The 13,667-nt window shown below is 38.6% G+C and carries 12 protein-coding genes; all 12 read left to right on the top strand.

Annotated elements, in window-relative coordinates; translation table 11 throughout:
* The first annotated feature begins 13 nt into the window (after positions 1–13).
* The 12 genes from NC799_RS04025 to larB all read left to right on the top strand — a co-directional run bounded on the left by NC799_RS04025 (position 14) and on the right by larB (position 13,663).
* A complete protein-coding gene (locus NC799_RS04025; protein ID WP_272445064.1) occupies positions 14–1,390 on the top strand; it encodes an ABC transporter substrate-binding protein in 1,377 nt (458 codons plus the stop codon).
* A gap of 206 nt (positions 1,391–1,596) precedes the next feature.
* Positions 1,597–2,454, top strand: a complete 858-nt coding sequence (locus tag NC799_RS04030) for a carbohydrate ABC transporter permease (protein WP_272445205.1) — start codon at positions 1,597–1,599, stop codon at positions 2,452–2,454.
* A gap of 15 nt (positions 2,455–2,469) precedes the next feature.
* The gene (locus NC799_RS04035) at positions 2,470–3,318 is read left to right on the top strand and encodes a carbohydrate ABC transporter permease (protein ID WP_272445065.1); all 849 of its coding nucleotides are present in this window, start codon (positions 2,470–2,472) and stop codon (positions 3,316–3,318) included.
* A 30-nt stretch (positions 3,319–3,348) separates the two neighbouring features.
* Positions 3,349–4,644, top strand: coding sequence for a Gfo/Idh/MocA family protein (locus tag NC799_RS04040; RefSeq protein ID WP_272445067.1), 1,296 nt, complete (start codon positions 3,349–3,351; stop codon positions 4,642–4,644).
* Positions 4,645–4,797: 153 nt separating this feature from the next.
* A complete protein-coding gene (locus NC799_RS04045) occupies positions 4,798–5,466 on the top strand; it encodes a YesL family protein (protein ID WP_272445206.1) in 669 nt (222 codons plus the stop codon).
* Between the two features lie 5 nt (positions 5,467–5,471).
* A complete protein-coding gene (locus NC799_RS04050; protein WP_272445068.1) occupies positions 5,472–6,440 on the top strand; it encodes a bile acid:sodium symporter family protein in 969 nt (322 codons plus the stop codon).
* 155 nt (positions 6,441–6,595) lie between these two features.
* On the top strand, positions 6,596–8,143 hold the full coding sequence (locus tag NC799_RS04055; protein WP_272445069.1) for a response regulator: 1,548 nt from the start codon (positions 6,596–6,598) through the stop codon (positions 8,141–8,143).
* Between the two features lie 72 nt (positions 8,144–8,215).
* The gene (gene larC / locus NC799_RS04060) at positions 8,216–9,058 is read left to right on the top strand and encodes a nickel pincer cofactor biosynthesis protein LarC (protein ID WP_272445070.1); all 843 of its coding nucleotides are present in this window, start codon (positions 8,216–8,218) and stop codon (positions 9,056–9,058) included.
* A 233-nt stretch (positions 9,059–9,291) separates the two neighbouring features.
* Positions 9,292–10,563 carry a nickel pincer cofactor-dependent isomerase, group 22 gene (locus NC799_RS04065; protein WP_272445071.1) on the top strand — a complete coding sequence of 424 codons (1,272 nt, stop codon included), beginning with the start codon at positions 9,292–9,294 and terminating at the stop codon, positions 10,561–10,563.
* A 47-nt stretch (positions 10,564–10,610) separates the two neighbouring features.
* A complete protein-coding gene (locus NC799_RS04070) occupies positions 10,611–11,381 on the top strand; it encodes an SDR family oxidoreductase (RefSeq protein WP_272445072.1) in 771 nt (256 codons plus the stop codon).
* Positions 11,382–11,396: 15 nt separating this feature from the next.
* Positions 11,397–12,869 (top strand): gluconokinase, encoded by a 1,473-nt coding sequence (locus tag NC799_RS04075; RefSeq protein WP_272445073.1) that lies wholly within the window; start codon positions 11,397–11,399, stop codon positions 12,867–12,869.
* A 38-nt stretch (positions 12,870–12,907) separates the two neighbouring features.
* A complete protein-coding gene (larB, locus tag NC799_RS04080) occupies positions 12,908–13,663 on the top strand; it encodes a nickel pincer cofactor biosynthesis protein LarB (RefSeq protein ID WP_272445074.1) in 756 nt (251 codons plus the stop codon).
* Positions 13,664–13,667 lie beyond the last annotated feature (4 nt).

A 13,667-nucleotide genomic window follows, 5' to 3' on the forward strand; every position in this document is an offset into this window, starting at 1 on the left:
GGGAGAGTGAAACATGAAGAAGTTCTTATTGATGCTGTTATCCATCGCTTTTGTACTTGTTATGGCTGCGTGTAGTAGTGGCTCTGATGAAAATGCATCTGGTGACAGTAAAGGAGACAGTTCAGAAACAGAAAATACTGGTGATTCTTTGGAATCTAGCGGAAGCTCTGATGATGGGGGAAGTGATGAAGGCTCAGATGAGCAAATTACACTACGAATGGCGTGGTGGGGTTCACAGTCACGTCATGACATGACAAATGAAATTATTAAGCTTTATGAAGAACAAAACCCTAACATCAAAATTCAAGCAGAGTTCACTGGTTTCAGTGGCTACTTTGAAAAAATGGCTGCACAAGCGGCAGGTAATAACCTTCCTGACATTATGCAACAAAACTTTGGTGAGTACGTAAACCAATACGCAAGTCAGGATTTACTGGAAGATTTAGGACCATATGTTGAAAGTGGTGCCATTGATCTTGAAGGCGTTTCAGATACTATTATTGATGCTGGTAAAGTAGGTGGAACATTAGTTGGTATTCCAACAGGTACGAATGCTTTATCTGCTACTATTTCAACAGCCGCACTTGAAGAAGCAGGGATTGAAGTACCAACAAATGATTGGACATGGCAAGATTTTGTGGACATTGCTACAGAATATAAAGAGAAAACAGGTAAATACGGTGCTCGTCTACTCGAGCCTGGTAATATGTTTGATTACTATGTAAGAGAGCAAGGATACCATCTATTTAATGAGGATGGCACTGGCCTAGGCTATGATGATGACCAAGTTCTTGTTGACTACTTTACAATGGTTAAAGACATGGTAGACGCAGAAGTAATGCCTGGATATGACGTTATTTCTCAAATCAAAGGTTTAGAGGATGAATTAATCGTTCGTGGGGAAGCTGCGATGGATTTGTCTAACTGGTCTAACCAAATTGGTACACTTGAAAAAACGGCAGGAACTCCAATCGAAGCACGAGTTCTACCTGGTGAAGGTAATGACAAAGGTATGTTCTTAAAACCTTCCATGCTTTGGTCAATTCCAAAGAGTTCTGAGTATAAAGAAGAAGCAGCAAAATTCATTAACTTCTTCACTAATACATTAGAAGTATTTGAAATTATTGGAACAGACCGTGGTATTCCGATTAAGCCAGAAATTGCTGGAGAATTAAAGCCAACGTTAAGTGATGTTGATCAGAAAGTATTTGATTACATCGAGTATGTAACAGACAATAGTTCTCCTGCAGACACGAACTTCCCGCCGGCAGCGAGTGAAGTATTAAGTAAGCTTGAGGATATTGACGAAATGATTATGTACGGTGAAATGTCACCAGAGGATGGCGCGACCCAGTTTAGACAGCAAGCAGAATCTATCCTAGGAAATTAATAGAATGGGTAGAGATGGACCGGGTCCCTTACTGATCGGGTCCATCTTTTCCTATCTAATACATTCTGAAAAAAAGAGGTGTGAAAATGGGACAAGAGACGACAAACTTAGAGACAAACATTCAGAATGAAAAGCAAGTTCCAATTAGTCCAAAACCTAACAAACGACCGAAAAGGAAAAGAGTCGGTGCAGATATTGACAATAGAATGGGGTATTTGTTTATCTCCCCCTTTATTATCGGAACTGTGATCTTAACGTTGTTCCCGATTTTGTATTCCTTATATTTATCGTTCACTGATTTTAATTTAATCGGAACTCCCGAATGGGCTGGCTTGGATAATTACAAAAAAATGTTCACAGGTGGAGATATGCTTTTTGAGAAATCACTTGGAGTGACATTCTTTTATGCAGGAATTGGTGTTCCGGCACGACTCGTATTTGCGTTATTAGTTGCGATGGCCTTAAATAAAGTAATTGAGGCAGCTGGTGTTTACCGAACACTCCTTTACTTACCTTCCATTGTTGGTGGAAGCATTGGGGTTTCCATTATGTGGAGACAGTTGTTTGGAACTGATGGTGCACTAAACTCCTTGTTAACAATGATGGGGCTTCCAACTCATTCCTGGCTAGGTGATCCTGACACCGCAATATGGACATTGATCGTTTTATATGGTTGGCAATTCGGGTCATCGATGCTCATTTTCTTGGCAGGGCTTAGAAATATCCCAAAGACCTTTTATGAGGCATCTTCTGTTGATGGAGCTCGTCCGATTCAACAATTTTTTAAGATCACTTTACCAATGCTAACACCAGTTATTTTATTTAATACAGTTATGCAAACAATTCAAGGGTTCATGGCATTTACCCCGAGTTTTATCATTACCAATGGTGGACCAATGAACAGCACTTTACTATACATTTTGTACATGTATCAAAACGCGTTTGAATACTTCAAAATGGGCTATGGTTCTGCATTAGCTTGGTTTATGCTACTTATTATCGCCTTATTTACAGCACTAATATTCAAGTCTTCTGAGTACTGGGTTCACTATGAGGATAATTAAAAGGGAGGTTATCGGATGAATACCAAACAAAAGAAACTAACGAAAAAAGTCGTGCAGCACGTATTATTATCCCTTTTTACTTTAATCATGCTTTATCCATTACTATGGATGGTTGGAAGCTCGTTCAAGGAAAGCTCAGAGGTATTTGTTAAGGCTTACCAACTGTTTCCGGATGAGTGGAAATTTTCAAACTATTCAGAAGGCTGGCGTGGTTTTGCAGGGATAAGCTTTTCAACCTTTTATAAAAATACGTTCATTATCGTTATCTTGGCTACTGTTGGGAGTATTTTATCTTCAACAGTCATTGCTTATGGGTTTGCAAGAATCAATTTCCGTTTTAAGAAGATGTGGTTTGCAATTATGATGGGGACAATGATGTTACCATTTGAAATGACGATGATTCCGCAATATGTTATGTTTAACTATTTTGGCTGGGTTGACACCTACTTGCCATTAGTTCTGCCAACATTTTTTGGTGTTCCGTTTTTCATCTTTTTGATTTTACAATTCATGAGAACAATTCCAAAAGAATTAGACCAAGCAGCTCGAATCGATGGTTGTAATACTGTATCTATCTTTACTAGAATTATCGTTCCGTTAGTAGTTCCGGCAATGATGACATCGGCCATTTTCTCCTTCTACTGGCGTTGGGATGATTTCATGGCTCCGCTCTTGTATTTGCAGACACCAACGAAATACCCGGTGTCACTTGCATTAAAATTATTCTCTGACCCAGAGGCTGTCACAAACTGGGGAGCAATGTTTGCGATGACTACGTTAAGCTTGTTACCGATTATGATCATATTTTTCATTTTCCAACGATACATTGTTGATGGAATTAGTACTAGTGGTTTAAAAGGATAAATGGATTAAAAAACTGGGGGGATTTCTAGAATGAAAAGGTATGCCGTGTGTGGGGTTAGTAAACGTGCAATAGGTATGTTTATTACACCAATGATCAATAATTTTTCTCATACAGCTAAACTTGTTGGGATGCTTGACATCGATAATAAGAGATTTGAAGTATGCAAGGAACAAATTCCTGAAACAGAAGCTGTTCCAACTTTTAACAATTGGGAATTTGAACGAATGGTAAAAGAAACAAACCCAGACGTCGTCATCGTCACTAGTCGCGATGATACGCACGTAGATTACATTATTGCTGCCTTGGAGCAAGACTTAGATGTAATCACGGAGAAACCGATGGCAACTACAGCCGTAGATTGCCAAAGGATTATGGATGCCGAACAAAAGAGTAATGGCAAGGTAACGGTAACGTTTAATTATCGCTACAGCCCATACCATATGAAAATAAAAGAACTCATACTTGAGGGGAAGATTGGGAAAATAACTTCGGTCGATTTAAATTGGTACATTGATACGTATCATGGTTCTAGTTATTTTCAACGTTGGAATAGGCAAAGAGAATTGTCAGGAGGCCTTTCAATCCATAAAAGTTCCCACCATTTTGACCTAGTAAACTGGTGGTTGGACCAAACACCTGTCGAGGTATTTTCGTTTGGAGCGAGAAATTATTATGGGGATGAAAGTCCATGGAATCCAAAAAAAGAAGATGGAAGGTACTGTATCACCTGTGATGTAAGCGATTCTTGTCCCTATTATATGCGTTGGAATACCCGGAGTAACAGTGCAACAGTAAAAGATGACCATATCGATTCCGATTTGAAACGTCGTGATGGTTATACCAATTATCGTACTGACCAATGTATCTTTGATTCAGAAATTGAAATTGAAGATACGTATACTGCGACAGTCAAATATGACAAAGGTGCCCTTTTAAGTTATTCGATTAATTTCTCGCTACCTTATGAGGGATACCGTCTAGCTATAAACGGGACAAAGGGAAGAATTGAAACAATGGAATACCATGCCCCGTCTCGTGTCCCATTTCCAACACCAACGCAAGTAATTGAATATTACCCATTATTTGGATCAAAAGAAACGATCCATGTCGTTGAAAGGGAAGGTGGCCATGGCGGTGGAGACCCAGTAATTCAAGAAGATATTTTCCTTGGTGCCGATCCGAACCGGCATTATGATATTTTGTCAGGTAGCAAAGATGGTGCCTATGCTGTCACAACCGGTGAAGCTGTCTGGAAGTCTGTTAAACATAAGCAGCCATTCTTTATTGAAGATTTGTTGGCAGGTAAAGCAATAACAAACGGGTAGTCAAGTCGGGGTTTGTTATACTTGTGGATAATGATGAGGGTTATCCAAAGTGTGAATAACGTTTTTTATTGCCCTTTCATTATGGATAACAAATTCCGACTCTAAACAGATACTAAATCATAAATGCAGCTTAAAGAAGGGGGATTAGAAGTGATGTATAGCCGGTTTGCTTCAGGACTGCATAAGTTTTGCCAATGGGTTTGTTACTTCTTTTATTTAAACATCATGTGGATAGCTTGTACACTATTGGGTGGTGTCGTATTTGGTCTAGCGCCTAGTACGGTATCGTTATATTCAGTTGCACGCAAAACAGCAATGGGTGATGAAGAAATACGGGTTTTTCATCATTTTTGGCGAACGTACCGAGCGGAATTTTTTCGTGCCAATGGACTCGGATTTTTATTAGCCACTTCCGGTGTTCTTATCTTCTTTAATTTTTACTTTTTTAATAACTTTGCTGGAGCAGTCTACACGGCACTTAAAATCTTTATGATTATTGTTGCTGTGACTTATGTTATTTTACTTTATTATATATTTCCAGTTTACGTTCATTATAAAATGAAATTACTAGATTACCTGAAATATTCGATTGCTTTTGGATTCTTACATCCAGGTAATTTCATCCTAATGATTATTACGTCAGTTACCGCCTATTTTTTCCTGGCTTATTTCCAAGGGTTTATCCCATTAATAGGGGTTAGTTTACTGGGCCAGTTAAATATGTGGTTAGCCTATCAATCATTTAGACGAATTGCTGAGGTAAATGTTAGAAATGTCCACATCAACTACAATTATGATAAAATCTTATCGGAGAAAAGGTGAGCAGCTTGTTACAAAAAACAAATCAATTTCTTGAAAAGGCTATGCCATTTCTTATCCCAGGCATTGTAGTTCTGGGAATAACTATTTTTTCAGGAGTGAGTTCTATTTCCCACTGGGTTCAGTGGATTTTTGCGTTTATAAGCTTTTCAAGTTGTTTAGGATTTAAGCTTAGCGAATTGAAAAGAGCTGTTTCAAAACCACTACCAGTCTTTACGTGTTTTCTCATATTGCAATTAGTCATGCCTGCAATTGCTTATGTTGCAGGGATTGTTTTTTTTCCGGGCGATGATTTAACCATTACCGGCCTTGTGCTGACTTTTACAATACCTACTGGAGTTGTAACTTTAATGTGGGCATCTATTTATGGTGGGAATATTGGGTTGTCCTTGTTAATTGTCTTGGCCAATACTTTAATGTCGCCGATCCTTGTTCCTTTTACGTTAGAGTTATTAATGGGAGCAAAAGTATCGATTGATGTTTATGGGCTCGTTTTAGGTTTACTAAAAATGATTGTTATTCCTTCTATTTTAGGTGTCATAGTCAATCGAACATTAAATGAAAGGTCAAGAAGTTTAAGTAAAGTGTTGGCGCCATTTTCAAAAATAAGTGTTATGACGGTTATTTTAATTAATAGTGCAGTCGTTTCTCCATTTTTCCAAGATGTTAATCCGCGATTATTGTTCCTTTTCTTGATTGTGTTTGGATTGGGGTGTACGGGTTATTTACTAGGTTTTTTTATTTCGGTTCTCTTCAAATGGGAGAAAGGTTACATGATTAGTATTATGTATAACAGTGGGATGAGAAATACTGGAGTAGGAGCAGCACTAGCGGTAACCTACTTTGCGCCAGCGACCGCCTTACCAATAGTACTGGCTATCATTTTTCAACAGTTTATTGCCTCCATTGCTGGCCAACTTGTGAAAAAATATTATGTGAGTGACGAAAAGGATATTAGGTTAGCAAAACAAGCATAGAGTTGAAGCGCTTTCATTTCCTTGAAAATATGATATAATGTAAACGCCACTATATCCACCAAAGCGGGGTGTTTTACGTTATAAAAAAATTTGTCATCATTGTAAGCGATGTGAGAAGATGGAATGCATTACCTTTCGTGAAGGGGTGAAAGCGCATGTATAATGTATTATTGGTCGATGACGAAACGAATATTCTCGATGGAATTAGCGAATTGGTGAACTGGAACGCTTGTGATACACACCTACAAGGAAAGGCAACTAATGGGCTTATGGCATTTGAGATGATAGAAGAAAGTCAGCCTGATATCATTGTCACTGATATCAAAATGCCTGGAATGAATGGGATAGAACTGATTGAAAAGACGCACACCATCTATCCAAATATCCAATTTATTATTCTTTCTGGTTACGATGAGTTTGAATACGCGAAAACAGCAATGCGATTCGGTGCTAAGCATTATCTTCTAAAACCAAGTAATGAACAGAAAATTGAGGACGCGTTAAAGCAAGTTGTTGCAGAAATGAAGCAAAAGGATGAAAAAAATCGGTTTGAGGAAGAAGTACGACGTAGCTACTTACCAAAAGCGAAAGAGCAACTACTTCGAGAATTAATTACGAACAAAATCGGTGTAACAGAGTGGGAGGCACACCGCAAATTTGTTGATCTATCTCCTGCTTATGACAATGATTATGGATTAGTCGTGTTGAAGCTTGATGGAACATTCGATTATGAACAATTATTTCATTTAAAGGAATTAGTCGTATCCAAGCTTGAAGCTATTCAACCTATTATTTTATCTACTATTCTTTCGGACTACGTTGTTATGTTGGGTAAAAATTATCAGGAAAAATCATTAAGAAATAACTTATATGAATTAATAGAAGCTTATAAGCAGGAAAATAACGTATTGTTTTCAGCTAGCATTTCAAGAAAAGGCAATATAGCTGACCTTCACAAAATCTATAATGAAGCATTAGAATATTTACGATACAAGTTTTATTTAGGTAAAGGGAGCATCATTACTCCCAACCAGTTATACAATCGAATGGAGGAATTAAAAGAATTACATTTTGACCATGAAACGTTTTTACGTGAAATAAAGCGTGGCGATGTTGATAAGGTACGTGGCTTATTGTATGAGTTCTTTTCAGAATTAAGGAAGTCACGATTTGATGTAGATTCAGTTCGTTATCATTGTCTAGGGATTTTCATGTTAATTAGTAGACAAGTAAAAGGTGAAACGAAAAAAAAGCTTTTAGCAAAGCTTACTCTATTTAATGAGTTTACAACGCTCGATGAAATGGAAGCGTTTATTATGGATATTGCGATTGAAATTGCTTTTGATAATGCAGAGGAAAAGAGGAAATCACAGCACAAACTAGTACGTAAAATTGAGGAGTACGTGCTAGAAAATTTACACGACGACACTTTGTCCATTACCAAAATTGCAAATGAAATTTTTTATATGCATCCTGATTATTTAGGGAAATTATTTAAAAAAGAAACAGGAGAAAAGTTTTCTATCTATTTAATTAAACGACGAGTTGAACGGGCAATTGAGTTATTTCGTGAATCAGACGAGATATCAGTTCAGGAGGTTGCAGAAGAGGTTGGGTTTGGGAAAAATCCTCGTTATTTTGGTCAAGTATTCAAAAAACATACTGGATATACCCCATCTAGCTATCGGAAAATAGTTTCCTAAATTAAATTTGAGAAACAAATCAAGCCCATTGTATGATAGAGTATAAGTAATAAATGATGGGGGAGATTTAGGTTGAGGACACTTTATTTTGATTGCTTTTCAGGAATAAGCGGGGATATGACGCTTGGTGCACTTATTGATGCGGGAGCTGATCCTCAATTTTTAAAGAAAGAGCTATCTAAATTAAAAATCGAAAGCGAATATGAGCTCCACATTGAAAAAGTGTTACGAAATGGAATTACTAGTACAAAAGTAGATGTTCTAGTAAATAATGCCGAAGAACGACTAACAAATCAGCACACCAACCACCATTCACATGGGCATCACCACAAAGAGCATAATCCTCATGACCATGAACACGACCATCATCATAGCCATGGTGTCGAGCACGACCATCATCACAGTCATCGGTCCTATCAAGATATAATTGAAATGATCTTAAACTCGGGACTAACTGATCGTGTCAAGCAGCTTTCTCATTTAATATTTAAAAAAATTGGGGAAGCGGAAGGGAAAATTCACGGTGTACCCCTCGAGAAGGTTCATTTTCATGAAGTAGGTGCTGTTGATTCTATTGTTGACGTTATCGGAACAGCCATTTTGGTTGAACAACTAGAAATAGACAAGATAATCGCTTCAAAAGTTCCTGTAGGCTCTGGAAGCATTCATATCGACCATGGAGTTTACCCAGTTCCAGCTCCAGCAACATTGGAGATTTTAAAACAAGTTCCAATTCAATCAAGTGCAATAAAAGCAGAATTATGTACGCCAACAGGTGCTGCAATTGTAGCAGTTCTTGCGGATGAGTTCGGAACATTACCAACGATGACCGTAGAGGCGATTGGGTATGGAGCAGGCACAAAGGTATTTCCAAATCATCCAAATGTATTGCGTGTGATCATAGGAAAGTCATAGATTTGACTGCGCCTTTATATGGCCATAGTCTCTTTCCTTCATCTATCCAAGCACTTTTCTGCTTTATTGAATGCTAATTATATGATCGCTTTTCTTTGGAAAAGTGCTATTATTAATAACAACGTTATTATTGATGATATCCACTTCACCACGTTGCCTAAAATCGACGTAATAGTTATTGAGCGTAGTTAAAACAGTCTTTAGAAAAAATAACAGAAAAGGAGTAGATGTTTATGGAAGTTATCGACAAGCTGGTAAAGGATATTCCTGTTCCAAGTATGGTTAAAGTAAAACAAACATTTGATGATGCACAAGTAGAAAATGTAACGACTGAACTCAATCAGCAATTAAACCAACAGGTAATTAAAGAGAAGGTCAAGCCAGGAATGGAAATAGCGATTGCTGTAGGGAGTCGTGGATTAGACCGAGTCGTAGAGCTGACAAAAGTAACTGTTCAGTTTTTACAAGAATTGGGCGCACAACCTTTTATTGTACCAAGTATGGGGAGTCATGGTGGTGCAACTGCGGAAGGTCAAAAGAATGTGTTAAAGCATTTGGGGATAACCGAAGACACGGTAGGCGCTGAAGTGAGGTCTTCGATGGAAGTAATTGAACTTGGCAAGCTAGAAAATGGTTTACCAGTATATATGGATAAACTGGCAGCAAATGCTGATGGAATCGTTGTAATAAATCGTGTTAAGCCACACACAGCTTTCAGAGGTCCAATTGAAAGTGGTATCATGAAGATGATCAGTATCGGTTTGGGTAAACAAAAAGGCGCAGAAACGTGTCATCAATTGGGCTTTAAGCACATGGCAGAACATGTACCGGCAATGGCAAAGCTCGCCCTAGCACAAAAGCCATTCCTCTTTGCAGTTGCCACAGTTGAAAATGCTTTTGATAAAATTGCAAAGGTAGCCGTATGGAAACCAGAGGAAATTGAAAAAGAGGAAACTAAATTTTTAAAGCTAGCAAAGGAATCGCTTCCAAGAATTTTCTTTGATCAAATTGATGTGCTAGTTATCGATAAAATTGGTAAAAACATTAGTGGCGACGGGATGGATCCGAATATAACTGGGCGTTATCCGACCCCATATGCCTACGGGGGACCAGATGTGACGAAAATGGTCGTTTTAGATTTGACCGAGCAAACAGAAGGAAATGCCAATGGCGTCGGCACAGCTGATTTTACAACCCAACGTGTTTACGACAAAATGGACCGTGAAACAACGTATATAAACGGCTTAACCTCCACAGTTGTTGGTCCAACCCACTTGTCGACTGCACTTAAAAATGACGAAACAGTTATAAAAGCAGCGATAAAGACGTGCAATATCCTTGACTTTACTAAGGTAAGGCTAGTAAGGATTAAAAACACGTTAGAAATTGGCGAGATTGAAGTATCAGCAGCGATGGTAGAAGAAGTGAAGGCAAACGAGAATTTACAGCAGCTGTCAGAACCTTATCCACTCGTTTTTAATGAAAATGGAAATTTATTTGAATAAAAGACAGTCTCTTAAATGTAGATGTATAAAAAAGAGGGGAGAAACAAATGGGGAACTTATTTGATTTAACTGGGAAAGTTGCAGTAGCTATTGGAGGAAATAGTACATTAGGCGGTGCGATTTCTAAAGGACTTGCAGAGCATGGTGCAAAGGTAGCAATTGTCGGTAGAAATTTAGCAAAAGCAGAGGATGTTGTGAAGCAAATTGAAGACATCGGTGGCGAAGCTAAAGCGTTTGCTGCAGATGTTAGTGATTTAACAACCATTGAGCGCGTAGCTGGAGAAATTGAAGAGTGGTCTGGTGGCTGGGATATTATTCTTAATGCACCAGGTAAAAACAGTACGACACCATTTTTTGATTTAGCGACAGAAGAATGGGACGATATTATGAATGTTAATTTACGTGGTGTTGTTTTTTCGACACAAATTTTCGCGAAAAAAATGGTGGAACAAAACCGTAAAGGCAGTATTATTAATATTTCGTCCGTATCATCAACAATTCCGTTGTCCAAAGTATTTACGTACTCTGCATCTAAGGCAGGAATAAACAGTGTCACACACTTTTTAGCACGTGAATTTGCTCCACATGGAATTCGGGTAAACGCCATTATTCCAGGCTTTTTCCCAGCTGAGCAAAATAGAAAAATCTTAAGTGAAGAGCGAGTGAATTCGATTATGAATCACACGCCAATGAACCGTTTTGGGGAACCAGAAGAACTACAAGGTGCAGCAATCTATTTAGCGTCGGATAAAGCATCTGGGTTTGTGACAGGTGACTTGTTACGAGTTGACGGTGGTTTTGAAAGCATGACAATTTAATGGGGGATTAAACGAATGGTTAAAGAGTTAGTTATCGGATTAGATATTGGTACAACTAGTGCTAAAGCAGTTTTATTCGATATAGAAGGAAAAATTATAGCAGAAACAGAAGAAATGATTGAAACTATTCATCCAGAAATTGGTTGGGCCGAACAAATTCCTGATGATGTGGAGCGTTGTGCAAAGGAAGCGTTAAAAAATATTATTAAGCACATTGACCCATCATCAGAAAAATTACTTGGTGTCGGCTTTTCGTGTGCGATGCATTCGCTTCTTTGCCTGGATGACAAGATGGCGCCACTATCAAATGTCATTATCTGGTCAGATGGTAGAAGTAGCGAACAGGCAGATAAGTTAAACAAAGCTGAAGGAAAGACTGTTTATTTAAACACAGGAACACCAATACATCCGATGTCACCATTTGTGAAATTGGTTTGGATGGACGAGACAAACTATGAAGCTAAACACGAAGCAACTTACTTCGTTTCGATGAAAGAATATATACTATGGAAGTGGTTTAAACAACGTGTCGTTGATTATTCGATGGCTTCAGCAACAGGTCTATTTAATATTAATACGTATCAGTGGGATAAGCAGGCACTAGCTCTTGCTAACATTAAAGAGGAGCAGCTGTCTGAAATCGTCTCGCCGGAAACCATTTTAGCTAAGCTCGACAAACAGTTAGCAAGGGAAATTGGCTTGTCAGAAGATGTACCTTTTGTCATTGGGGCAGCAGATGGCCAATTGGCAAACCTTGGCGATGGTGCAATTGAACCTGGTGAGGTTGCGATTTCCGTTGGGACAAGTGGGGCAATTAGGCAATTCGCAAAAGGAGCACCAATCAATCCCAACCGAGAAACGTTCACCTATGCATTTGCAAACGATACATCAATTATTGGTGGTCCAACGAATAATGGTGGCATTGCATTACAATGGTTAAAGGAAATCCTTAATTTTGACGGGGATCACGCTGCCCTCATTGCCAAGGCAGAGAACGTTCCGACTGGTGCTGATGGATTAATCTTTTTACCATATGTGAATGGGGAGCGTGCTCCTGTTTGGAATCAGCGCGCCAAAGGTAATTTTTTTGGGCTGCAAATTGAACATAGAGATGGTCATCTAGTCAAGGCAGTATTAGAAGGAATTGCTTTAAATTTATATCATATTAGCCAATCGTTAGAAAAAGTCGCTGGTGAACCGAACCGAATTTGTGTCAATGGTGGGCTTGCAAAGTCAGAGCTATGGGTACAAATTCTTGCCGATATCTTTGGTAAAGATGTTCATTTATCAGAAACCCATCACGGTGCTGCATGGGGAGCAGCGTGGACTGCATTGGTGGGTGTTGGTAAAGTACAGTCATATCAAGACATCAAACAACATATTGCCATAAAGAAAGTTATTCAACCGAATCAAAGCAACCACGAACGCTATCAACAAATATTTGCGAAGTTTGTTGGATTATCAAAAGATATAGCAAAATATTTTTAAGGTAGAAGACACATGAACATGATTGAGGTGCAACTAGGATGATAGATGACATTTTAAACCAGATTAAAGATGGAAAACTTTCGGTAGAAGACGCAAAAAAGCAATTAAACTCTTTTGAGAATCTTGGATTTGCAAAAGTAGATCATAACCGTAAAGAGCGAACAGGCTTCCCTGAAGTTATTTATGGAGAAGGCAAAACACCGGAACAAATTATTTCGATTATAAAAGCGATGCAAAGCAGAAATGATGATGTCCTTGCAACAAGGGTATCCAAGGAAAAAGCAGATGTGATTCTACAGCAATTGCCTGAATGTTCCTATTCAGAAATAGCAAGAGTCCTCTACTGGAAAGAGGACAAGCCTTTGCAAACAAAAGAGGATCGTTACATCGCAATTATTTGTGCAGGAACTTCAGACCTAGCGGTTGCTGAAGAGGCAGCCTTAACTGCGGAACTATTTGGTAGTCGTGTTCACCGTATATATGACGTTGGTGTTGCTGGACTTCATCGGTTGTTACATCATTTAGAGGAGATACAGGGGGCAACTGTCTCTGTTGTCATTGCTGGAATGGAGGGAGCACTTGCTAGTGTAGTTGGTGGACTTGTTTCCCATCCAGTCATTGCTGTTCCGACAAGTGTTGGCTATGGTGCAAATTTGCAAGGAATTTCTACATTACTAGCTATGTTAAATTCTTGTTCATCAGGAACAAGTGTCGTGAATATTGATAACGGATTTGGCGGAGCCTACAATGCTGTTATGATTGACCGAATTGCACGCGGTATGGCTATTGACTAGATAA

Origin of the sequence: Aquibacillus salsiterrae (assembly GCF_028416595.1) — a bacterium.
GTDB lineage: Bacteria > Bacillota > Bacilli > Bacillales > Amphibacillaceae > Aquibacillus_A > Aquibacillus_A salsiterrae.